The organism is Moorena sp. SIO3I8 (genome assembly GCF_010692325.1).
Lineage (GTDB): Bacteria > Cyanobacteriota > Cyanobacteriia > Cyanobacteriales > Coleofasciculaceae > Moorena.
This window is the reverse complement of sequence record NZ_JAAHHW010000002.1, coordinates 181,080-204,743: the sequence shown is the minus strand read 5'-3', so window position 1 is coordinate 204,743 and position 23,664 is coordinate 181,080. Positions and strand designations below refer to the sequence as shown.

Below are 23,664 nucleotides of genomic sequence, written 5' to 3'. Positions count from 1 at the left end.
AATGGGAGACAATTCCTCCCAGGGTAGACTGCCAAAGTAAGGTCTTATTTAAGCTAACTATTTTTTTGCGTCTTCCTGTAGAGCGGAAAACGTTTCGAGCAAATCACCCTGCTGATGGAAAGCACTTCTTTGCTGGCAATCACAAAAACTAATTACTATAGTAATATACTATTAATCTACCTCTTATCTTGCACTAGCCCCCCAAACTTGCGCATAGTAGGGTTATATAGGGGCTCTATATACGTAGACGCTTTTTTCGAGTTGCCATAGGCTAGTCTGACCTCAGTCAATTTTAACTTGACAATAAGGATATTGACAAGTGCAATTTTGGTTATCTTAACTAATTTGTCGTTAATGTAATTAGCCAAATCTTAAAGTGATTTTAGCTAAGCTTCTTATTGATTAGAGCAGTACTTCCGACTATCATGATAAATTCCGAGACTTTTTCCCTGACCCATTGTTAGGTAATATTTTCTGCCAGTCAGTAAATAGTCACTGATTAATTACACTAACTTCATCCATTGAAAAAAACTATTTATATAAGCTTTACACAGATGATACACAATCTTGTTATGATAATTGACAACGAGTGAATTTTTGGTTAATCTAGTATTGGGAAAGTTTTTCTGTCCCTAGAGGGTGTATGCAAGCTGACTATAGTTACCCTTCACTCTTGGATGTCATGGTGCAATGCAAATGAGAATCCACCCCTCATTTTTTTTCAAATAACTTAAAACCGTTTAATTTTTGAATCTCAGCTCCCATTCATTTCTGAGATATCAAATTCAGGGAAGCAGCTACTACCTAAGTTGATTAGGTAATCTTTACTAGTCACATAACCTATTGTACAGTTTTAGTTAGGGTATGGCTGTTATTTGTTTGGAAAATCGATTTTTAGTTAAAAAAATAATTTCACTTCAATAAAACTTTACGGAATCTACCCTAGCTAGGATGTAGCTAACTATTACGCCAAGGAAATCAATCATTAGTATTGATTTTTTTCATCAATTGATTTACAGCGGATTAGATAAAAATGAACTCCACCTACATCAATAGCTACAGGCATGATAAAAAACTAAACCCCCTTTCCTTATTGGCTCAATTATCCAGTCGTCATGCCAATGGATGTTTACAAGTATCTAGTGGTTCAGTTTCTTGGTCAATCTATCTAGAAAATGGTAAATTAATCTATGCCTCAAACTCCATCAACCCCTTTGATCGCCTAGACCATTACTTATCTCGTCTAAGTCGTAGAATTACTACCCTTGTTAGTGCCGTTCGGGTTCAGGTTCGTCTGCTCTTTGAAGCCAACTTAAACAGTACTTCAAGTTATCCTTCAGATTACCAAGCAATTTGTTGGTTGGTCAATCAACATTATCTGAATTCCGTTCAGGCAGCAAGTCTAATCGAAGAATTGGCTGAAGAGGTAATAGGTTCTCTGCTGTCAGAGAAAGAAGGAACTTACCAATTACTGGAAACTAATCCATCTGAGGATTTGCATAAATTTTGTAGGCTTGACCTTCGCACAATTGTTGAACACTGTTACGAACAGTTACAACATCAGCCCTCTTCTCAATCAAAGCCAGTGAATAATCCCTATAGCTCTCATTCTGTAGTCCCAATCGGAAATTCTACACCATTGAACTCAATTCACGAATCCTCTCTAAATAACTCGGCTCCATTAGAGCAGAGATTTCAGCATCATACCTCGGTTAATCAACAACCAACGTCTACCAGTAAAACTTACAAGATTGCTTGCATTGATGATAGTACAAGTGTTTTAAATGCCATTAACTCCTTCTTGGAAGATAAAAGTTTCTCTGTTGTCATGATTAATGACCCAGTTAGGGCATTAATGCAAGTTATCCGCATTAAGCCTGACCTAATTTTACTCGATGTTGCCATGCCAAACTTAGATGGTTATGAGCTATGTTCTCTGTTACGAAAGCATTCACTTTTTAAACATACCCCAATTATTATGGTAACTGGCAATACTGGTTTCCTAGACCGAGCTAAGGCTAAACTTGTTGGAGCATCTGGTTACTTGACTAAACCGTTTAACCAATCCGATCTCCTCAAGATAGTGTTTAAACATCTCAACTAATCATTGGGTATCTATCTACTTTATATCTATCAAGGATAAAAAGCTGAATTCGGTGTTGATTTATTCAGACATTTAGGGTGGTTTTATAAAAACATATCCCTCTGTTATAGGTTACTATTATAGGTTAGTCTATTGGTTAGAGTTTACTTAACCAATATCTTGGCAAACTCAGAAATTATATATCAACTCACCAATGATCGGTCTCCTAACATAGGTTTACTTGTGAATTAATGAATACGTCAGCACTAGCCCATACCCCCCAAACCTGGTCTCAGTTAGCTAGTATAACCAAACCATCTGAAGAACACAATAATATCGGGGATGCTTATCTTAAATTTTTGTTAAATGAACAAACCCCTGCGGTTATATCTATGCATCAAGCCCAGGAAGTTCTAGTCTTGCCCCAAGAGCGTCTGACCCCCATGCCAAATATGCCCCTGTACGTACAGGGGTTGATGAATCGGCGTTCTCGTGTTTTGTGGGTAATTGATCTAGCTCAAATGCTAGGTTTACCGACCGTAGAAACTAATGTTCAACAGTACAACATAGTGACGCTCCGTAATCAGTCAGCGTCTTTAGGGGTTGCAGTCCAAAGCATTGAAGGGGTGTTGCGACTCACACCCGATTGTATTCAATCTCCACTGGGAGAAGTGTCATCGGGTTTGGTTCCCTACTTACGGGGATGCGCTTTGCAAGAGCAAGAAATTTTGTTAGTACTAGATGGTTTGGCAATTATGGCTTCATCTCTTTTACACAACACCTAATTTAACGGGAATTGACTTAAACTCAATGCCAGCTGGGAATTGTTGATTGTTAATTTAAAACTACCCTCAAACGATACTTTTTTTTTAGATAATAGATATATCAATGCTTTGATAAAAAATAAGTTTGTAGCCAGGTAATGGTGCTTTTTTATGGTGAAAGAATTTGATAAATCAATATATAATAATGAAATTAATCAGGATTTAAATAGTCAAGGGGTAACCAAAGACAGGTATCGTCACCATGCTGAATTGGACTCAGTTATAAATTTGACTAGCACAGAACCAAGCCAAAACTCGGCTCAGGATGGGGCTGAGCCTATAGGCTCCTCTGAAGCACCTAGCAGTTCCAAACGCTCTGGGGGTCTTAAACTCAGCTTAAAAACTAAAGTAACATCATTATTGATCACCCTAGGCACTATTCCTGTGCTGCTGATTGGCTCTATTGCCTATAACTTAGCTAAGCAATCTATTACCCAAGAAATTTCCCAAAATAACATTGCTAGGGTAGTTAGCCTAGAAGACAACCTCAAGGGCTTCATACAAGACCGCTATGCCGATATTCGAGTTCTAGCTACGCTCCCAGTTTTTACTAATTCCAGTCAACAGCAGACCAGCTCCCTTTCGGAAAGACAATCCCTATTATTAAACCGCTACGAAGACATTTACCAAGTCTACGACAGTATAGCTGTTTTCGACTTAACAGGCAAAGTGATTGCCAAATCTAATCAGACTCCGGTAGATAATCCCAGCTCCCGGTCTTATTTTGAGCAGGTGATCAAGACCAAACAACCGGCGATTAGTCAACCGATACACTCGGATGCGTCTGGTCAGTTATCCCTTTACTTAGCTGCACCGGTACTTGACGAAAATACACAAAAGCTGGTCGCAGTTATCCAATCCCGGATGCCCATCCAATACCTTCAAGATTCGATCAACCTGATGGGCAGCGATCGCGAAGAACTTTACTTAATCAATACCACCAACGGTAAAATTTTTCTCTCCAACCAAAGCAAGATCGTTAATCAGCCCCTAACCAAGGTATTCCCGGACGCCAAAGAACTGCTAACTGCTGATAAACCAAATACTCTAGTCACATCTGATCAGGTCAAAAAGCATCAGGATCTGCTAGCCTATACCCCCTTTCGTAAAATCAACGACTTACCTGACCTGCCCTGGGTAGCAGTCATGGCCACCCCAGATGCGATCGCATTTCTGCCCCAGCGACAATTACTCCTCACCCTGACCCTGGGAATCTCCCTGACCACCTTATTAGTTGCTGCAGTAGCTGTCTATCTCGCTAACCGGTTGACCAGTCCCTTGTTAGCAGCTACCAAGGCAGTGAAAGCCCTCGGGGAAGGGCAACTGGATACCCGTTTGGAGCTGGTGGGAACCGATGAGCTGGGGGTACTTGGGTCAAATATCAACCGTATGGCATCTCAGCTACAGACCCTAGTTGCTAAGCAACAAGCTTCCCTAGACAAGGCTCGGTTATTTGCTGATGTTGTCACCCATGCTGCCAAACCTGATCAGAAAGCCCATGCCTTTGATTTAGTGGTAAATGCTGCTAAGGAAAAGTTAGCCGCCGACCGGGTGGTGATCTATTATTTTGACCCAGGCTATCGGGGAACCATTGTGGCTGAAGCGGTAGACTCCCCTTGGCCAAAAGCAATCGCCAACGAAATCACCGATGCTTGTATTCCCAGAAAATTGCTGGAAGCCTATCGCAAGGGAAGGGTTGTGCCCACCAGTGATGTCCAAGCACAGAAATATTCCTCTGGCCATATGCAGTTGTTGAACCGACTGCAAGTTAAGGCAAACCTAGTTGTCCCGATTGTGGGGGTCGATAATCTAATTGGCTTATTGGTAGCTCATCAGTGTTCTAACACTCGAGTATGGCGCACCGATGAGATTGACTTTCTACAGGAATTAGCCACCCACTTAGGACTAGCCTTAAGCAGTGCCAGTCTCGCCACAGTGAAGACCGCCGAAGCCGACCGAGCTGGGCAAGTCATTGAGATTACCTCCGGTATCCGGAAATCCTTCACAGTCGAGGAAATCTACCAGTCAGCCATCAGTGGCATCCGAGAAGCTCTGAAAACCGACCGAGTCCTAGTCTATCTGTTTGACGAAAATTGGCAAGGAACCATTGTTGCGGAATCCGTGGGTCATGGCTGGCCGAAATCCCTAGGAGCAGAAATTGCTGACCCCTGCTTTGCCCACCAATATGTGGAAAAGTATCAGCAGGGTAGAGTTAGTGCCTTGGATAACATTTACCAGGCAGACTTAAGTGAGTGTTACTTGGGTCAACTTGAACCGTTTAAAGTCAAAGCTAACCTAGTCGCCCCCATCTTAGGGGAGGACAAATTACTGGGACTGTTGGTCGCCCATCAGTGTTCCGGTACCCGGCATTGGCAAGAATCAGACATCAACTTTTTCACGCAGATGGCGATTCAATTGGGCTTTGCCCTTGAGCAAGCCAAGCTAGTGGAGCAGCTCAAACAAGCCCGCATTGCTGCGGAAGTAGTTTCCCAGGAACAACAGCAACAACGGGAAGCCCTACAGTTGCAACTGTTAGAACTGGTTAATAAAGTGGAAGGAGCTGCTCAAGGTGACCTCACGGTAAGGGCTGAGATCCTCAGTGGGGAAATTGGCACTGTGGCTGATTTCTTCAATGCCGTCATCGAAAGTCTAAGAGGGATTGTTACCCAAGTCAAAACTGCTGCTACTGAGGTACACCAGTCTGTTGGGGACAATGCTGGAGCTATTCATCAACTGTCTGAAGCCGCACTCCAACAAACCCAGGAAATCACCGACACCCTAGATTCTGTGGCTCAAATGACTGGTTCTATTCAAGAGGTAGCCTTTAATGCCCGCCAAGCCGCTGCTGTCGCCCATACCGCTGCCAACACCGCCCAAAGCGGCACCTACGCTATTGAGCGCTCTGTTGCCAGTATCCTAATCTTGAGAGATACAATAGCAGAAACTGCCAAAAAAGTCAAGCGCCTCGGGGAATCCTCCCAGCAAATTTCCCAAGTGGTGGCATTGATTAACCAAATTGCCCTGCAAACCAACCTATTGTCGATCAACGCTGGCATAGAAGCTGCCCGAGCTGGAGAAGAGGGGCAAGGATTTGCCGTGGTTGCCGAAGAAGTTGGGGAACTCGCTGCTCGCGCTGCCACGGCCACTAAAGAAATTGAACAAATTGTAGATAACATCCAACAAGGCACCTCCGAAGTGGTGGAAGCCATGGAACTGGGGACTACCCAAGTGGTCGAAGGCACCTATCTAGTTCAAGAAGCCAAAGACAGTTTTGGTCAAATCCTCAACGTCTCCACCCAAATCGACCAATTCATTCAATCCATATTCCAAGCTACCGTTTCCCAAGCGGAAACCTCAAGCGCTGTGACCAACGTAATGAAAGACATTGCCCAAATCTCAGAACGCACTTACCAGTCAACAGAACATATCTCCCACTCCCTCCAAGACACTGTCAGTATTGCTGAAGAATTACAAACATCGGTTGGCAAGTTTAAAGTTGATCAGAATTATGACCACTAACCACTAACCACTAACCACTAACCACTAACCACTAACCACTACACATGTCACAGGACAAAGAACTGGAAATTCAGCTACAGTTTCTCGAAGAGGCAAAGGAATACTTAGATACCATTGAATCGGTGCTGCTGGGTTTAGCCAGCGCTGCCATTGATAGTCAGAAAATGGATGGGATTCTGCGAGCGGTTCATTCTGTCAAAGGGGGAGCTGGGATGATGGGATATGGCACCTTGAGTCACCTAACTCACCGTTTAGAGGATTCATTTAAAGTTCTCAAGGCTAAGAAAAATGCGATCGCAATCGAAAACCAACTCGAAAGTCTACTCCTACAGGGGGTAGACTGTCTGCGCCAGGTACTCGAGATCAACCGCCAGGGCAATCGGGTAGACTCCCAGTGGCTAGAAACCATAGCTAACCCAGTATTTGATCAACTGCACGAGATTCTAGGAGACCCGGTCGCAGATGATGCAACTACTATGCTGGGAGCAGAGGATGGCACTAATGTGACTGCCATGCTGTTTGAAACAGAAGTGGAAGGGTGTCTAGCTCGCCTAGAAGGGGTATTAGCAGACCCCGAAAGACCCTGCTTGCTAGAAGAAGTGTCCATCATGGCTCAAGAATTGGGCGGGTTAGGAGAAATGCTGCAGCTTGAGGCTTTTAGCCAGTTGTGCGAAGACATCAATCACCAGCTAGAAGCTGCCCCAGACCAAGTGGAAGCGATCGCCCAACAAGCTCTAATGCTGTGGCGGCAATCCCAGGCGTTGGTACTGGTGGGTCAACTGACTCATTTACCCCGCCGCCTCGAAGCTAGGGAGTTTCAGGAGAATGAAGGAGGAGCTACAGACCCAGGGGTGCCAGAGGAAGCTATATTAGTTGGGGAATTGGAAACCGATCAGCCAGAACTACTCGGACAAGGGGATGAGGCATACCAGGAAGACCAGCCAGACCAGCCAGACCAGCCAGACCAGCCAGACCAGCCAGACCAGCCAGACCAGCCAGACCAGCCAGATCAAGGGGAAGTAAAGGTATTTCAATGGGTGGATAGCAATCCCAAGATTTCTTCCCCCTCTCCCTTGTCTTCTCCCCCTCCCTTGTCTTCCCCCCCTTGCCCTGAACCCATCTTCGTGAGGGAGAACAATCAGGAAGACTCCTCAAAAGACCCACACCAGGAAAATACTGTGCGCATTCCTGTGCGACAGTTGGATCGACTCAATGACTTGTTTGGAGAACTGACTATCGAGCGCAATGGTCTTTCCCTGCAACTGGGACGACTGCGCACCCTAGTAGACAACCTCAGCCGCCGGGTCAAGATTCTCGAAGCCTCCAATCACAAGCTGCGCACATCTTATGACCAGATTGCCACCCCAAGAGGAATGACAGGAAGACAGGGGGATGGGGAAACCAGCAAATCCGAGGGACTGTTGCTGCCATCTTCCGTATCTTCTCCCGCCGCTTCTGACGCTTCCTCTGCTTCCTCTACTTCCCTAGCTATTACTGTTCAAGGGTTTGATGCCTTAGAGATGGATTCCTACAGCGACTTGCACCTGCTATCAAGGGAGGTGATGGAAACCATTGTTCAAATCGAAGAAGTCACCAGCGATTTGGAATTGACCCTAGACGATACTGATAGCATTGCCCATGAATTAAACAAAACTGCCAAGCAGCTGCAAACCAATCTGACTCAGGTTCGGATGCGTCCCTTATCTGATTTAGTGGGACGATTTTCCCGAGCTTTGCGGGACTTGTGTGTGGAGCATGGCAAACAAGTAGAACTCAAGGTAGTGGGGAAAGGTACCCTGATTGACCGCACCATCCTGGAAACCCTGAGTGACCCCCTCATGCATTTATTGCGCAATGCCTTCGACCACGGCATTGAAGACCCTAGCACCCGTCAGGCTATGGGGAAACCGCCAAAGGGAACTATTGAAATCAAAGCCATCCACAGGGGGAACCAGACCCAGCTTACCCTCCGTGATGATGGCAAAGGCATTAATTTAACTAAAATCCGAGCCAGAGCAGAGGAAATGGGATTAGACCAGGAGCTGCTCGCCAGCGCCAGTGACCAGGAATTGCTGTCTCTGATTTTTGAACCCGGATTTAGTACGGCTGATCAAGTCACCGACCTATCTGGTCGTGGTGTGGGGATGGATGTAGTGCGCAACAACCTCAAGCAAATCCGGGGGAATATCCGAGTCGATACCCAACCCGGTTGGGGAACCACCTTTACCCTCACCGTCCCCTTTACCCTATCGGTAGCACGCATCCTGCTAGTGGAAAGTAACGGCATGCTCTTGGCATTTCCCATCGATGTGATTCAAGAGATGCTGATGCTCAAATCCCAGCAAATCATAACCACCCTAGGCAACGAAGTCATCAACTGGCAAGGGAAAATGGTGTCCCTGATTCGCATGAAAAAGTGGCTGAAATTTTACTGTCGCCGTCGGGTCACCACCCTAGAAGAAACCCCGAGCATCAACGAACCTACTATTCTAATTATCAATCAAGCCGAGCAATTAATCGGCCTGTGTGTAGACCGCTCCTGGGGAGAGCGAGAAGTCACCGTGCGTCAAGTAGAAGGAACCCTAGGGTTACCTGATGGATTTAGCGGCTGTACCATTCTCGGCAACGGTCGAGTGGTTCCTCTGGTAGACGCCAACGCCATGCTACGCTGGATAATCAGTTGTCAGCGCACCACTAACCTAGAGAGTTTATCCCCACAACATTGCCCCACCTCAAAGGGATTTGTGGAGCAACAACCTCCCTCAATCGGTATACAACCAAGTACCAAAGACACCATCTTAATCATTGATGACTCGATTAACGTGCGCCGGATGTTGGCATTGGGGTTAGAAAAAGCTGGGTATATTGTAGAACATGCCAAAGATGGTCAGGATGGGATAGAAAAACTGCTTCGGGGATTAGAGGTGAAAGCCATTATTTGTGACATCGAAATGCCCCGGCTGGATGGCTACGGCTTTTTAACTCGGGTCAAAGTAGAGCCGAGCTTAAAGACTTTACCCATTATTATGCTCACCTCCCGGAGTGGCTCTAAGCATCGCCAACTAGCTATGACTTTAGGGGCATCTGCCTATTTTTATAAGCCTTACAATGAGCGGGAGTTATTGAAAACTTTAAATGAAATTATGGTAGAAGACGTATTGATTTAATATTGCTGGTAAGATCATGTCCGACAGAGTATGCGATCGCGAAGCGTGGCCTTAGGCCAATCGCATTCGCTAGTTTTGCGTTGTTTATTTTGCGTTGTTTATTTTGCGTTGTTTTTGAATGAGTACACACAGCTTTTGAGATCTCCTGCATGGATCCCTTTCCCTAAAAAAAAATAAGAGAGCCGTCTTCAAGCTCTCTTGATCATCAGGGTGCATCTACATAATCAAAATATAGCCATTTTAATGAGGGGTGTCACCCCTCATATTAATTTGGCCACATGGCTGTGTCTTCCACTTCCACAGGACTTACGCGGTTAAGTTGATATAGCCCCCCTAGCCCCCCAATTTTGGGGGTAATGATGTCAAAGTACCCCAGAATTGGGTGATTTAGGGAGCAAATGCGTAAGTCCTGTTCCAGTTAACCCTTGGCACTACCTAGGACAGGTGATGAGAAAGTTTAATCAATTTTGGACAAATTTTCCCTTAGAGCCTTGGTCAACTAATACAAGCTAACAAAATGCTTAACATATGAATCAAACGAAAATCTATATTATCCCATGCCCTAATTTACCCATTTATCCCTATACCCATGATCAAATTAGATTCGGGAAGAGTTACTGAGGGTGGAATATTATCGAATCAATAATTAGTACAGAACTTACACACTAAGACCATTAAAACCTGGTTTCTCTTATCAGTCAAAGGCTGAAATCGGTGTAATTACCCTCAATAACCGGGTTTGCGCCGTAAGTCCTATAGGATTTGTCCAACGTTACGAATTCATAGGCTTTTTAAACAAAGTTTAAGTTAAGCAAATTTATCTGAACAGAGTCTACCAAAAGTTCAGCCAAGTTGATACATTCATAAATAGGCACACAAACCAATCGGAATTCAGGACTGTGCCTCCTGTCCTGAACAACTTACAGCCCTAGAAACTTAGTCGTAGAGATTAACAAGACATGTAGGGTAAGGTTAGTAAACAGCACAAGAAAATGTCGCAGAGTCTACCAAAAACTCTTATTATTTGTTAGACTTAAATTAGGGTAACACCGACAGGGATTATTATGTAACTTAAATTAAAGCCGAAAACCAAGGGTTTAATAGTTGCGCTCTCTATCCCGGTGTTATAACTTTTTTGACATTTTTATGGCGCTCGCGGGATATTCCGTCAGAGCTTTGGGAGATACCCCCTGGATGCGATTGCATCTTGCATTGGCGGGCTAGGATCTGCCTTGGTAGATTCTGGTAGCTAAAAAGTATCGGTAGGCGTTAAATAACCATCAATGGGAGTAATTCAGTTTAATTCCCACCTACCCTAGACAACTAAAACCATGTCTAGCCCTAATTAATCGATGTTTTAACTAGCTAGTGGTCATGATCTGAAGCATCTTTGTTCAGCGTCTTTGGCTAACCAAACTGTTAAAACATCAAAAGCCAAACCACTCAGGAAAGTAAGTAATGGAGGAATATAATTTTTTATTGAGCTTCGGCTGTAAGAATCTGTAAACCCTAGCTAGATATTTTGTTGAATAAGTATAACCATGAACCAGGTACCGTTACCTGGTTCATGTTAGTTTTAGCCACTATCAAAAGAAGCTCTACGCTATACCGCCTCAACTAGCTCACTGATTGAACCACAGCAAAAACAAATCTCCCCCCAGCCACAACCGATAGAACGCAACAGATAGAACTATTCAAGCAAGAGCTGTCTGCCTGTGAAATTGCGATCGCTATTCCTGCATCCCGGCATACAACAAACGTGCAAATAGCCGTACCCCATCATCCTGCTTCAGCTCTTCATAGGAGGGGGGCTGCCGCAAGCCCACCACCCGCAGATCTGCCAGCAATTCCGGATGAAACTGACAGGTAAACGATCGCCGAACGGTTTTACTTTCAAAATCTCTGTAATTGATGCAAGTGGCAGAACACTCTGTCAACACCTCATCATCATCATCCGCCGTCGAGCACAAAATTTCAACAGCATCAGGGAGCTGGATAAGCCAAGACAAAGCACTATTCGCCACAATGTGACGGCTGGGAATGAGAGCATCATGAATTAACCGATACGCCCAGTTTGCAAATAAGATTGCCTCTTCGTTCACCTCGTCCGAATGAAACATTGCAATGTTGAGTTCATGCTCATAGGCAATCGACGTATCAATCACCCCTTCGTGCTCATCAGCGGTAATCTCATGGGCAACAATCAGTGCCTCAGGAACACCGGAGGTCTCATGGTCAGGGGATTCATACTGCCGCAGCTGGCGATCACCAATCTCTTTTGCTTCGTTGTGAGCCACCGCAAACTCCTGATGCTCCCAATTGTCTGCCACCACACGGCCATCCCGCTTCTTGATGACCAGGGACTGCCCTACTGCCTGGATTTCTTGACAGACACGTTGTAAAGCCCTCAAAGCCTTGCCATTGCCATCCCCTTCCAATACATCTAGAGCTAACACTTCCCTGACTGCCCGACGAATCAGGCTGATGTGAGCCTGAGCCGCAAGCTGGTGCCCTAAACAAATAAATATGGCAGGTGCGCTTGCAGGAGTCCGAGACAGGATAATTTGCTCAGATAGACGGAGAAGATCCTGATGGGAGCAACTTGCCCCTGCAAAGGTAGAGGGATTCCGGAGAGATGGATCCCCCCCCTCTACCACAATTGCCAATCCTGAGCTGATGACGGGGATCAGTCGCTCCAAATCTAACGGACCTGAGGCCCAATAGGGAAAGAGAATTGAATCACAGTCAGCAACTTTTTGCGCCAAATAAGCCACATTAACCGAGGCACGGACCTCCTCACCTAGGGGGTTACAGCCCACATGTTTCCAGGGTTCAATAATTGCGATCGCATGTCGAAACAACTGAGGATTTGCTATCAACGCCGCAAAAGCTTCTGGAGAGTCGATCACTTTTTCGAATGGCTGCCCCTTGCCCCATTCACAGCTGGGATTGTCGGACAGTAAAGAGCCAGTCGATAGAGGATTAGAGGAATGGCGATCGGCCAAAAACCCTCCCAAAAGAATGTGAACGGACTCAAACTGAGAGCCACTATAGCTCAGATAACCTGGCTTGAGTCGCCAGTTACTTGGTGGTGACTGAGTAATCATAAGAATAATTTCACATTGTCTTCAGTATCTTTGTCTTCTCGACCCCGACAAGAATCGGTTCCTAAGAAACCAAGTCTTAGGCCATTGAAGATAGCGGTGCGACACCGACTACCAGGTAAAAACAAATTACAACACCCCCCAGAGGTTATGCTGGGGTAAATGGTGTGGGATTTGCTGGCTTTAAATCAGTATCGATAAGCACTCAATGAAAGTATCACACTTAGGGACAAGTGTCAAAGTTTCGCGCCTTAAAAACTGAATAACCGTGACGGTGGTTGTTTGTGTGTTTGGCTTTCCCCCCAGGGCAAACACATCTAAATAAATTAGATTGACAAATCTCCGCCCAGCCGCAACCGATAGAACGCAACAGATAGAACTATTAAAGCAACAGCTCCACCAGCTCAAAAACCGTTCCGCCAAAAACAGGGATGGGGAGAGACTTTATCCCATCACAGGCTGGTGGTAGTCTGCCTGGATTACAGAAAAGGTTCAAGTTGGGATTGGGCAACCACTGGGATTGGGCAACTACAACAACAGCAATTGCAACACCTACTGAATTAAACTCCTTGAGACTATAACTATCTGGTCTGGGAAAGGATGATGCTCCACAAGAGTTGCTACATCTCATTGACAGAGTTTATAGTTAGATAAATCTAACCAAAAAGCTACTCTGGCAAATAGTTAAAACTTGAACATTCCAGATCATGATTGGTAAAAATTGTAATCAACTTAGTTTTACCATAACCAATTTTTTTATCGATATTGTAATCACTTTCCGCTTGAAACCAGGGATTTATGTTTATGTAATTATCATTGTTTTACTTATATTAAATACTAGTTTTTTATAGAAATATATAATCCAGAATGTAAACTTGCTTTATTAAAGCGAATTCAATGTCCTTATCAAAAAAATAGCCAGGGTAAAACTTATGATTGATCATCTGCAGTTATCAATTAAAATAGGTATTTAGGAATCTTGGCTGGAGCAATAATTTAATTTTTATCTAGTTTAATTATTCACTTCGTTATAATTTAAAGTTCAATTTAAACAATCAATAAAATTACCTAAAATGTAATTAATATTATATTGAATATAGACTGTACTGTGTATAAAACAAATTTTAAAAACTAAGAGCTTCGTGTCTTTGATTTCCTTCCTAGCACCCCTTGAAACAACTCTGCTTTTTTAAGGGGGATGGAAGGGGGTTAATCAGGCAGAGGGAGTAAGCATTCAGCGGTCAGCGCTTAGCGGTCAGCTTATTTTATTCAAGTGCGACCCGTGGCGAATTTAATAATTAGATGCGGAAAGCGCACCTAAGCATCTCAAGTAGCGTGGCCACAGGCCTTTAGCTGATAGCACCTCAAGTAGCACCTCAAGTAGCGCATTAGCTGATAGCACCTCAAGTAGCACCTCAAGTAGCGCATTAGCTGATAGCTTACCAGAGGGATTTAGGGGAATCATAATTTTTTGACAAACAATCTATTAGCAACAACCCCAATACTTCTGTAACTACTACAGGACATGGTTGATTGCTCTTATTCACAAGGATCCTTCTTTATACTATGTTGTATTCACCAAAAGCTATAGTAAAAGAACTGGCTTCAACGCCTACTACACTATGCTAGAATCTGGAAAAGTCCTCCAAAATCGCTATTACCTCCAGCAGCAGCTGAATGACAATCCAGTGCGCCAGACTTGGCTAGCACTGGATTCCGAGTCTGACACACAAGTCGTAGTCAAGCTTTTGGCTTTAGGTGGTCCCGTACAATGGGACGATTTGAAACTATTTGAGCGGGAAGCGCAAGTTCTCAAACAACTGGATCATCCTCGGATTCCCAAGTATCGGGATTATTTTTCCCTCGATGAGAGTATCCTATGGTTTGGACTGGTTCAGGAGTATATCCCTGGTCTATCCCTGAAACAGCAACAGTCTCAAGGGTTTAGATTCTCTCAGCAGCAGGTAAATACTATCGCAGCTGATATTTTAGAAATTCTTCAGTACTTACATCAGCTCAACCCCCCAGTCTTACACCGAGATATCAAGCCAAGCAATCTAATTTGGGGTGAGGATGAGCAGGTATATTTAATCGATTTTGGAGCAGTGCAGGCTCAACCAACTACTGCGGGTGCCACATTTACAGTGGTGGGAACCTATGGTTATACTCCCATGGAACAGTTTGGGGGTCAAGCTGTGCCTGCTTCTGATTTGTATGCCTTAGGGGTGACCTTGATTGAACTGCTGACTGGAGTGGCACCTGCTGAGTTACCTCAGGAAAATTTGCGGATTCAATTTCGTCAACTACTCGGTTCTACTGTTGAGCCTGGCTTGGTGACGTGGCTAGAGAAAATTACAGAACCAGCTGTGGAGCGCCGCTTCAGTGATGCTCCACAAGCTACTGAAGCGCTATACACTAACCCAGTGGTTCCATCAAACAACACCTCCCCAACTGGTCTCCCAGACACTGTTGTCCGTATCCATAAATCAGCAGAACAACTGATCATTGATATCCCCTCTCACTGGGAAATGATAGTGATGAAACCCTTCAAACATGCCCTAAAACAAGCTAGAGGGGTGGTAAAGGGGGTATTTTCTTACTCCCTACAGCGATTCAAGACCTTAGAAAAGTCTAGGCAACGCCGGTTATTAGTTGGTGTTGGGTTGGGAGTAGTCGTAGCAATTTTACTTGACTTATTTAAGCACCTTATTCTTCAAATATTAGTAATTTTATTAGCAATTCCAGTCTCATTACTGCCTTTAGCTATCCCAATTTTTTTAGTGATGTGGATAACATCATTAAACTCTGAAAAAGACTTTTCTGAGGCAGTTCGTATTTGTTTTGATAACAAAAAATTTGAAATTATTAAGGCATCTTTGAGCCGCAAAAAATGGGATCGAGGAGAAAACTCACAAATTAAAGAAGTTTATATTACTGCCTATCGGGATGCACAAGGCAGATACCATCGGGGGATTGCGATCACTACTCAGGTAGAACGACCATCACCCTTTGGTCAAAAATCCCAAACTTACATCTTTGGCGAACAATTACCAGAAGCTGAATTGAATTGGTTAGTTGAAGAAATCCGAGCTTGGTTGGATGTCAAATCTAGTGATTCATCACCAAGTCCAGAAGGTTGAAGGTTGTTCGCGTAGCGTGGCCGAAAGGCCAAGGTTGAAGGTTGTTCGCGTAGCGTGGCCGAAAGGCCAAGGTTGAAGGTTGTTCGCGTAGCGTGGCCGAAAGGCCAAGGTTGAAGGTTGTTCGCGTAGCGTGGCCGAAAGGCCAAGGTTGAAGGCAAAATACAAAACCAATCAATACCGAAATTCAGCAACGCGCCCGTTGGGTAATTGGAGTTGAATGATGGTGATTTCAAATGCGATCGCACAAATTAAGGTCCCACTACCAAATGCCATGATGGCAGCAGAAACAGTGCGGTTTGGCTGCCAGAAAACCCCAACTAAGGCTCCCAATGCCAAACTCGAAGCTCCTAATATACCTTGAAAAAATGCGGCGGTTGCCATAGGCGGCTGGCTGCTTCCAATACTGCTTATTTTATAGCTCCATACAATAGCTCGATACCAAGTATAAAGTCTGAAGACAAAAAGCATGGATCCCAAAAAATTCAGCCTTGGCCTTGGCCAAGGCCAAAAGGCCACGGTACGCGAATGGCCACGCTACGGGAACATACTTCATCCTTCATCCTTTCGTTGGTAGGTCATGATGGATAGAGGAATACCCAATACTGTAGTTGCTAGTTTGGACAAGCCAAACTTAACTTTAAGGGATTTGGGTAAGTCTTGCCAGGATACTGACACAAAACCGAAACGGTTGTAAAATGCCGTCAGCCAACCCATACATTCGAGATAAAGAGGCTGAGTTGCCTCTTTGATTAGATTTTCCATCAGATAACTCCCCAAGCCCCGATTGCGCCACTTAGGTGCCACAACCAAACTCCCCAATTCTTGGGCATCGGGAAAGTTGCGCAATTGTCCACAAGCCACCACACGCCCCTCAAATTCAATCACCCGAAACTGGGTCCAACGTAACTGGGTAGGCTCTAGTTTAGCAATCAGAATTAATTTCAGAATTGCCCAGGTATCCTTAGCACAGGCAGGGCGGAAAATGCATCCTGGTGGTAACGATGGAGATGGTTTAGTCATCAGCTGTTGTAAATTGAATTTTTGTTTATGGTTGACCATCAACCGTCAACCGTCAACCGTCAACCGTCAAATCTCAACAAAAAACGACTCCACAAAAAACGACTCCACAACAGACCGTCAGCCTGTAAATTTATCAGTTACCAATTTCATAGGTCAGTTGTGATCTCCGTCAGCCCTGACCCAATAAAATTATTGCTACACTCAAAGAAAATTCTGAGTGAATGCAAGAGACTGCTCAATATTCCTGTGCCTATTGTGGTGAAACCAATTTGACCTTTGTTGATCTAAGCGCTGGTGAACAGCAATCCTATATCGAAGATTGTCAAGTGTGCTGTCGTCCAAACATTTTGTATGTAAGGGTAGATCAAGAAACTCTCGATATTGAGATTGACAGCGATTATGATGGCTAACTAAAAGGCAGATTGACCCAAGTTCACTCTTGGTAAGGATTTATCATTAGATTTGTGGCTAGCATGGTGCGTCTACCCAAGACCTTGCTACTGATAGGGACAGTGGCGAAGCTCACCCATTTGCTCAATCTTAAGGTAAATGCCCATGCCCACTCATGCACTATTATGCTCCAAGCAGTTGCTAGGGGGACTATACGTTAACGAAGACGAGGAACACTCGGTATTTCCTCTGAAACATACAGAGGTTTACGCAAAAATTACCGGTCACCTGTCACGGGTAGAGGTCACACAGACCTTTGAGAATCCGTTCAGCGAACCCTTAGAAGCGGTCTATATATTTCCACTACCGGATGAAGCGGCGGTGGATGAGATGGAGATTAAATTAAGCGATCGCATAATTGAGGGCAATATCAAAAAACGGGAAGAGGCTCAAACTATCTACGAGCAAGCTTGCAGTCAGGGGCGGACTGCGGGACTCTTAGAGCAAGAACGGGATAATATTTTTACTCAATCTCTAGCTCACATTAAACCAGGGGAGCAAATTGAGGTCACCATTCGCTATACCGATCAGCTACAGTTCCAGGGGGGTAATTATGAATTTGTCTTCCCAATGGTAGTTGGCCCCCGTTTCATACCTGGTACTCCCATTGATGAGAGTGGGGATACTGACTTCGTTCCCGATGCTTCCCGGATCACTCCACCCTTGATTCCGCCAGACATGCGCTCAGGTCATGACATTGGGGTAACCGTCGAGATTGACGCTGGAGTAGCAATTACAGAGGTTTATTCTACCTCCCATCAGATTAACATTGAACAACAGGGGCAAATCCTGCGGGTAAAACTGAGTCAGGAAGACACGATTCCCAACAAAGACCTGATTCTACGCTATGGGATTGCCAAGGAGCAAACTCAGACAACAGTACTTACCCACGCAGATCAACGGGGCAATCATTTTGCTGTGTATCTTATCCCCGCGTTGGACTATAGCACCGATGAGATTGTGCCAAAGGATGTGGTGTTCCTGATCGATACCTCTGGTTCTCAAATGGGGGATCCTCTGCTAAAGTCTCAGGAATTGATGCGTCGGTTTATTAATGGACTCAATCCGAAGGATACCTTTACCATTATTGATATTTCAGATACTGCTACCCAGCTATCTACCAAACCCTTATCGAATACCCCCCAAAACTGTAGAAAGGCGATTAACTACATCAATCAATTAAAAGCCAACGGTGGTACTTATTTACTCAAAGGTATTCGTAACTTGCTGAATTTACCGGCTGCACCAGAGGGACGACTACGGAGTATTGTACTGCTAAGTGATGGCTACATTAGCAATGAGAATCAGGTACTAGCAGAAGTACAGCAACAGCTTAAACCTGGAAATCGCATCTATAGCTTTGGTGTCGGCAGTTCTCCGAACCGCTTTCTGCTCAATCGCTTAGCTGAAATTGGACGGGGAATAGCTAGAATGGTGCGTCAGGATGAACCAACTGAAGCAGTAGCGGAACAGTTTTTCCGTCAAATTAATAACCCAGTGCTAACCAATATTCACGTTACTTGGGAAGGCCCAGGGGAAGCGATAATTTATCCCAATCCCACTCCGGATCTATTTACCCAGCAGCCTTTGGTTATCTGTGGACGCATTTCTCCCATTCAAGAGTTCCAGGCAGAACAGTTGCAGGTTAGCAAGTTGAAGGTTAAAGGTTTGGAGAATAACCAACCCGACTCGAATGCTACAGCTGATCGCGTAGCGTGGCCTACGGCCTTAGAACTTTCAACCAAACAACATTCAACCTTAACCCCAAACCAACCTTGGCCAAAAGGCCACGCTACGGGAACAACCCCTACTGGTACTCTCAGGATTACTGGTACTAGGGCGGATGGTAGTTACTACGAGAAAAGATTTAACCTCAATTTTGATCAAGCCGACAATCCAGCCATTGCCCAGCTGTGGGGTAGAGCAAGGATTAAACACCTGATGCAGCAAATGTTGAGCTGTGAAACCAAAGCTGGGGTAGAGGCAGTGACCGCAACAGCGTTGAGTTATCAACTATTGTGCCAGTACACCGCTTTTGTTGCTGTCAGTGATCAGGTGGTTGCAGGAGAAAGCCAGCTCGTATCGATGCAAGTACCAGTAACAATACCAGAAGGAGTTAACTGGGAAGGCATGATCAAAAGTACTTTTGCTAGTGCAATTCAGGATAGACTCAGGCTACAGAAGTGGCGTTCAGGGTTGAGAGCAGGGGATAAGGGGAGCCGCAGACAAGCAGGAATTGACATCAATTCAAAACCATTTCCTCATGACCAGGGGAAAAAGGGGACACCTAAGAACTCTAAGATTAACCGATCTTTACTGTTTTCCCTCTCTGCCTTGTCTTCTCCCACCGCCTGGTCTTCTCCTATCCCAAGGTCTGTCCTACCAATAAGTGAATATAGGAAATTAGGGGTTAAAACCAAAGCTTGGATTCAACAGTCAGAGTATAAGCAAAACAGGTCCAAGGAATCTCAGCTAAGTAATGATAATGATAATCTCTATGCTCCCGGTAAGGCATCAGAAATTATCCCTCAGGAGTATATTACTTCTAAGACACTTCAGGAACCAGACAATGATAATGATAATATATATCCTGGCCATCAGGAATCAGAAATAATCACTGAGGACAATTTCGGCACTCAATCACCAGATAATTTTGAATTGACCTTGGTCTGTCCTAGATTGATTCAAAAGGTGAAGTCAGAGATATTAAGCTCAGCGGCAATCAGCCATCACAGGTTACAGTTGATCAGAGTTAAGGGATTAGATGAAATAGGGACAACTTGTTTAACCCAACATCTGCAACGGTTGAACCTACCCCTAGGGGTAGCTGGTGAAATTGTCTTCGAGTTCCTAGTGCGTAGAGGTCGCGTGATCAGGGTGATGTGGGATGAAGCAGCCTCTACCCTGACGGAATCCCAAATGATTGATTTGATTAAGCGATCGCTTTCTTGTTGGCGAGTTCCCCAAACCTGTGTAAAGAGCGTGTGTTTAACCTTACGGATTAACGAAGGTGCAACTCAATGACATCTTGCTTAATCGTCAGATCATAATCTTGATAGAAATTGTGTCCTAGCAGTCCAATTGACAGGGATGGACTCACAGCAACCAATAGGTTGTTAGCCACAATACCTCCTGCGGCAGCGGAGGCCAAGCGACCCAGGGGTACATCAACTGTACCATTAGCTGTATCCATCGTGGCAGTTCCTTCTGGTTTCAATGCCAAAGCTTTTGCCATTTTTGGGGTAATTGTCACGACGGATGCTCCTGTATCAACCACCATTTCAAAGGTTCGTTTACCATTAAAAGTGACATCAATTACAGGAGTGTTATAGACTCGGCGTTTGATCGGGATTGTAATCACCCCTGAACTGTTTTGCTTTGATATGCCGCAAAGTTTGCCAAGGTCAATCAGATTGCCATTGGCATCCCGCATGAAACAGGCTAAATCGATTTGAGCGTTAGAAACAGCAGGAGTGAGGGTGCTGGTTGTGATTACAAATAATGTTGTTAATAGTTGGATTGGTAAATAGGGTTTCACCTGATTTATCTACTCCATAATTTTTGATTAGTACAAACTTTTAGGAAGGATTAAGGCTGAAGGATGAATCGGCACTTATCGCCTAATCCTAGATTACCCAGGGAAACTTTTAAACCAACACTACTCTTAGACAGAGTTTATAGATACACTTTAATAATAGCTAATCGGTAATAAATCAATTAGCAGATAGGGAATCGTTGTTGGCTCGTTATCGGGAAAAGTTTGGGGAGTTATGCTGATAGCTGGCACTATTACAAAAAAACTTAATAAAGAAAGTCATAACAATCGACTTTGAGTACTGAAATCGATGCAGGGCGGCTTGGGGAGCCACCGCCAGCTGCACATCGAGCATCGACCAGCCATCCCCACTGGTTCAGGGATTGCGCATTGGCGCACGCTACGCGATTGGCCGTAGGCCACGCTAAAAGCGATCGCCTTTGGTGCTCAAACAGTTGATCTAGCAATGGGCTAACTGTCTATTGTGATAGTGCGATCGCACTCAAGTGTTGCCACTATCGGTTATTCAGAACTATCTTCGACTTTGGTGTTGGACTCAGACTGCCCATTCCCTACTGCCGGTTCTGCCGATATCTCCTCAACCACAGTAGTGGACTCAGATTCCCTTGTCTCTACTGCCGGTTGTTCAGAACTATCTTCGACTTTGGTGTTGGACTCATACTCCCCGGTCTCTACTGCCGCTTCTGCCGATATCTCCTCGACCACACTAGTGGATTTAGATTCCCTTTGAGCTACCGCCGGTTGTTCAGAACTATCTTCTACCACAGTAGTGGACTCATCCTCCCTGGTCTCTACTGCCGCTTCTGCCGATATCTCCTCAACCACAGCAGTGGACTGAGATTCTTTTGGAGTTACCGCCGGTTGTTCATAACTATCTTCTACCACAGTAGTGGACTCATCCTCCCTGGTCTCTACTGCCGCTTTTGCCGCTATCTCCTCAACCACACTAGTTGAATTAGATTCCTTTGGAGCTACCGCCGGTTGTTCATAACTATCTTCTACCACAGTAGTGGACTCATCCTCCCCTGTCTCTACTCCCATTTCTGCCGATATCTCCTCAACCACACTAGTTGAATTAGATTCCTTTGGAGCTACCGCCGGTTGTTCATAACTATCTTCTACCACAGTAGTGGACTCATCCTCCCCTGTCTCTACTGCCGGTTCTGCCGATATCTCCTCAACCACACTAGTGGACTCATATTCCCTCGGAGCTACCACAGGTTCCTCTGATGTAATGTCCAGTTCCTCTAGCGCTTCAGGTGAGGGGCTAGGGGTGACAGCGGAACGTCCGAAGAAACTGCCAAAGCGACTCCAGATGTTTAATTTTGGCTTTTCTGACGGTTCAGGTAGAGGGGTTACTGATTCAGCGCCAGTAGTTGCTTCCTCAACTGGTACTGGGGTTTCAGTGGCAGGAACCAGCTCTTCTGCTTCCAAAGTTGTTTCCACCTCAGGTAGGTTGGGCTCAACGCCAGGGGTTGCTTCCTCCAGAGTTATTGGCAGTTCACTGGGTGTTACAGATTCCTCTAGTTCTGGTATTTGCTCTGTTTCAGTAGTGTCTAATTCCCCTGGTGGTGTAGTGTCTTCTTCTGTAGTTTCTTGTTCTAGGGAAGTCGGTTCAGAGGTTAGAGGTTCTTCAACTATAGGAACAACCGAGGGTATTGGTGTTGGCTCTGGTGTTGGCTCTACTGTAGGTGAAGTAGTCAGTGATGGACTCGGAGCTGGTGTGACTTCTGGTACAGGTATTGGGGTTGGCGGTGGCTGATAGTTCGGGTCTACAATACCACCAGCTTGCTCAGCCGAGAGTTGACCTAGTACTAGCTGGGAAAGGGTGTCTTCACCGTTAGGCTGGTAGTTAATCACCTCTACTGTGTTGTTGAAAACATTCTTGACTGGGTTGCCCTGTTCATCCAGAAACTCTAACTCTACCCAGTTTTTGCCCTCTTTAAACCCTGTCAGATAAATCGATTCCCAACGGTCGAGTAGGAAACTTTGACCGTTGACAGTAACCCGAATATGCCAATCAACACTATCATCATCTAGATTGTCTTGAGCCACTAGCTGCAGAGGGGTATTACTCAAGGGCGTATTCGTCAAATAGAAGTCCAGCATAATGGGCTCGGCTCCGTAGTCGCCTTTTGGAACGCTGTAAGTTAGCAGTGGCAGGGCTGGATCTGGGTTGTTGTCGTCAGTTTTAGTAAAGATATGAAATGTGGTCTGGGCATAGGCACCTTTATTTTTGAAGCTCTCATCCCAGGGGCGAGAGGCAAATGCCCGCAAGGTATGGGTGCCAGGGGATAAATCCTCTAGGATTAGAGGTTGGTCTAGGTCATAGATGGCTTGGAAAGGTTGGTTGTCCAGGATGAGGTTCAGATGAGGACCTATACCTAGATCGGGATCTTGGAAAATTGGCAAGTCCTGAACCTGAAATTTCACTGATACTGTTGTATCTTCGAGCACCATGTCATCACCAGGTCTGACAATGATGACTTGAGGCCGGTAAGCCTCTAGGCTCTGACTAAGTTCTTGAATAGCTAGGGGTGGCCCTACTTCTGATAACTGATTAACTTGCTTGGTTTGGGAGCTGCCATCGATGCCAAACCCCTTCGATGTCTTGATGCGATCGCTTCCACAGGCCACCAGACCCCAAACTAAAATCGTTGTGATTAGGAAGAAAAAAAGTCTTTTCACCATGATTATCTGGCTGTTCCTACCCAACAAGCCATCTCCTTTGATCACCAGCCTTTAATCTTAACTTACAGGTTGACCTCTAGTCTTGCTGCTTGTCTAATGGTGTTGGTCTA

Annotated in this window: 15 protein-coding genes; 7 read left to right on the top strand and 8 right to left on the bottom strand. The window is 45.0% G+C overall.

Going from position 1 to position 23,664, the window contains the following annotated elements:
* Window positions 1-1,033 precede the first annotated feature (1,033 nt).
* From F6K51_RS01615 to F6K51_RS01600, 4 genes are all read left to right on the top strand, one after another.
* On the top strand, window positions 1,034-2,104 hold the full coding sequence (locus F6K51_RS01615; RefSeq protein WP_293017537.1) for a response regulator: 1,071 nt from the start codon (window positions 1,034-1,036) through the stop codon (window positions 2,102-2,104).
* Between the two features lie 230 nt (window positions 2,105-2,334).
* Entirely contained in the window at window positions 2,335-2,868 is a 534-nt protein-coding gene (locus F6K51_RS01610; protein ID WP_293017536.1) for a chemotaxis protein CheW, read from the top strand.
* 150 nt (window positions 2,869-3,018) lie between these two features.
* A complete protein-coding gene (locus tag F6K51_RS01605) occupies window positions 3,019-6,426 on the top strand; it encodes a GAF domain-containing protein (protein ID WP_293017535.1) in 3,408 nt (1,135 codons plus the stop codon).
* A gap of 44 nt (window positions 6,427-6,470) precedes the next feature.
* Window positions 6,471-9,593, top strand: a complete 3,123-nt coding sequence (locus tag F6K51_RS01600) for a response regulator (protein WP_293017534.1) — start codon at window positions 6,471-6,473, stop codon at window positions 9,591-9,593.
* Window positions 9,594-11,323: 1,730 nt separating this feature from the next.
* On the opposite strand, the gene F6K51_RS01595 is transcribed toward F6K51_RS01600, so the two are convergent.
* Entirely contained in the window at window positions 11,324-12,700 is a 1,377-nt protein-coding gene (locus F6K51_RS01595) for a hypothetical protein (RefSeq protein ID WP_293017533.1), read from the bottom strand.
* Window positions 12,701-13,079: 379 nt separating this feature from the next.
* Window positions 13,080-13,328, bottom strand: coding sequence for a hypothetical protein (locus tag F6K51_RS01590; RefSeq protein WP_293017532.1), 249 nt, complete (start codon window positions 13,326-13,328; stop codon window positions 13,080-13,082).
* Window positions 13,329-14,319: 991 nt separating this feature from the next.
* Here F6K51_RS01590 and F6K51_RS01585 point away from each other — a divergent pair.
* The gene (locus F6K51_RS01585) at window positions 14,320-15,837 is read left to right on the top strand and encodes a serine/threonine-protein kinase (RefSeq protein ID WP_293017531.1); all 1,518 of its coding nucleotides are present in this window, start codon (window positions 14,320-14,322) and stop codon (window positions 15,835-15,837) included.
* Here the strand turns inward: F6K51_RS01585 and F6K51_RS01580 are convergent.
* The 3 genes from F6K51_RS01580 to F6K51_RS01570 form a co-directional block, all read right to left on the bottom strand.
* Entirely contained in the window at window positions 15,817-16,008 is a 192-nt protein-coding gene (locus tag F6K51_RS01580; RefSeq protein WP_293017530.1) for a hypothetical protein, read from the bottom strand. The two genes, F6K51_RS01585 and F6K51_RS01580, sit on opposite strands and share 21 nt — an antisense overlap.
* A complete protein-coding gene (locus tag F6K51_RS01575; protein WP_293017529.1) occupies window positions 16,009-16,218 on the bottom strand; it encodes a hypothetical protein in 210 nt (69 codons plus the stop codon).
* Window positions 16,219-16,386: 168 nt separating this feature from the next.
* Window positions 16,387-16,857 carry a GNAT family N-acetyltransferase gene (locus F6K51_RS01570; RefSeq protein ID WP_293017528.1) on the bottom strand — a complete coding sequence of 157 codons (471 nt, stop codon included), beginning with the start codon at window positions 16,855-16,857 and terminating at the stop codon, window positions 16,387-16,389.
* Between the two features lie 221 nt (window positions 16,858-17,078).
* Here F6K51_RS01570 and F6K51_RS01565 point away from each other — a divergent pair, with 221 nt between their 5' ends.
* On the top strand, window positions 17,079-17,267 hold the full coding sequence (locus F6K51_RS01565; protein WP_071103615.1) for a CPXCG motif-containing cysteine-rich protein: 189 nt from the start codon (window positions 17,079-17,081) through the stop codon (window positions 17,265-17,267).
* A gap of 145 nt (window positions 17,268-17,412) precedes the next feature.
* Window positions 17,413-20,331: a VIT domain-containing protein gene (locus F6K51_RS01560; protein ID WP_365939891.1), complete on the top strand. Its 2,919-nt coding sequence runs from the start codon at window positions 17,413-17,415 to the stop codon at window positions 20,329-20,331.
* On the opposite strand, the gene F6K51_RS01555 is transcribed toward F6K51_RS01560, so the two are convergent.
* The 3 genes from F6K51_RS01555 to F6K51_RS01545 form a co-directional block, all read right to left on the bottom strand.
* Complete coding sequence (locus F6K51_RS01555; protein WP_293017526.1) at window positions 20,309-20,845, bottom strand: retropepsin-like aspartic protease; 537 nt, start codon at window positions 20,843-20,845, stop codon at window positions 20,309-20,311. The genes F6K51_RS01560 and F6K51_RS01555 overlap by 23 nt on opposite strands.
* Before the next feature lie 263 nt (window positions 20,846-21,108).
* Window positions 21,109-21,309 (bottom strand): hypothetical protein, encoded by a 201-nt coding sequence (locus F6K51_RS01550; RefSeq protein WP_293017525.1) that lies wholly within the window; start codon window positions 21,307-21,309, stop codon window positions 21,109-21,111.
* A 55-nt stretch (window positions 21,310-21,364) separates the two neighbouring features.
* On the bottom strand, window positions 21,365-23,554 hold the full coding sequence (locus tag F6K51_RS01545; RefSeq protein ID WP_293017524.1) for a hypothetical protein: 2,190 nt from the start codon (window positions 23,552-23,554) through the stop codon (window positions 21,365-21,367).
* Window positions 23,555-23,664 lie beyond the last annotated feature (110 nt).

Excerpts from the sequence above, each read along its gene's own strand:
- F6K51_RS01615 (WP_293017537.1), top strand. The coding sequence starts at position 1,034 with ATGAACTCCACCTACATCAATAGCTACAGGCATGATAAAAAACTAAAC.
- F6K51_RS01610 (WP_293017536.1), top strand. The coding sequence starts at position 2,335 with ATGAATACGTCAGCACTAGCCCATACCCCCCAAACCTGGTCTCAGTTA.
- F6K51_RS01605 (WP_293017535.1), top strand. The coding sequence starts at position 3,019 with ATGGTGAAAGAATTTGATAAATCAATATATAATAATGAAATTAATCAG.
- F6K51_RS01600 (WP_293017534.1), top strand. The coding sequence starts at position 6,471 with ATGTCACAGGACAAAGAACTGGAAATTCAGCTACAGTTTCTCGAAGAG.
- F6K51_RS01595 (WP_293017533.1), bottom strand. The coding sequence starts at position 12,700 with ATGATTACTCAGTCACCACCAAGTAACTGGCGACTCAAGCCAGGTTAT.
- F6K51_RS01590 (WP_293017532.1), bottom strand. The coding sequence starts at position 13,328 with ATGAGATGTAGCAACTCTTGTGGAGCATCATCCTTTCCCAGACCAGAT.
- F6K51_RS01585 (WP_293017531.1), top strand. The coding sequence starts at position 14,320 with ATGCTAGAATCTGGAAAAGTCCTCCAAAATCGCTATTACCTCCAGCAG.
- F6K51_RS01575 (WP_293017529.1), bottom strand. The coding sequence starts at position 16,218 with ATGGCAACCGCCGCATTTTTTCAAGGTATATTAGGAGCTTCGAGTTTG.
- F6K51_RS01570 (WP_293017528.1), bottom strand. The coding sequence starts at position 16,857 with ATGACTAAACCATCTCCATCGTTACCACCAGGATGCATTTTCCGCCCT.
- F6K51_RS01565 (WP_071103615.1), top strand. The coding sequence starts at position 17,079 with ATGCAAGAGACTGCTCAATATTCCTGTGCCTATTGTGGTGAAACCAAT.
- F6K51_RS01560 (WP_365939891.1), top strand. The coding sequence starts at position 17,413 with ATGCCCACTCATGCACTATTATGCTCCAAGCAGTTGCTAGGGGGACTA.
- F6K51_RS01545 (WP_293017524.1), bottom strand. The coding sequence starts at position 23,554 with ATGGTGAAAAGACTTTTTTTCTTCCTAATCACAACGATTTTAGTTTGG.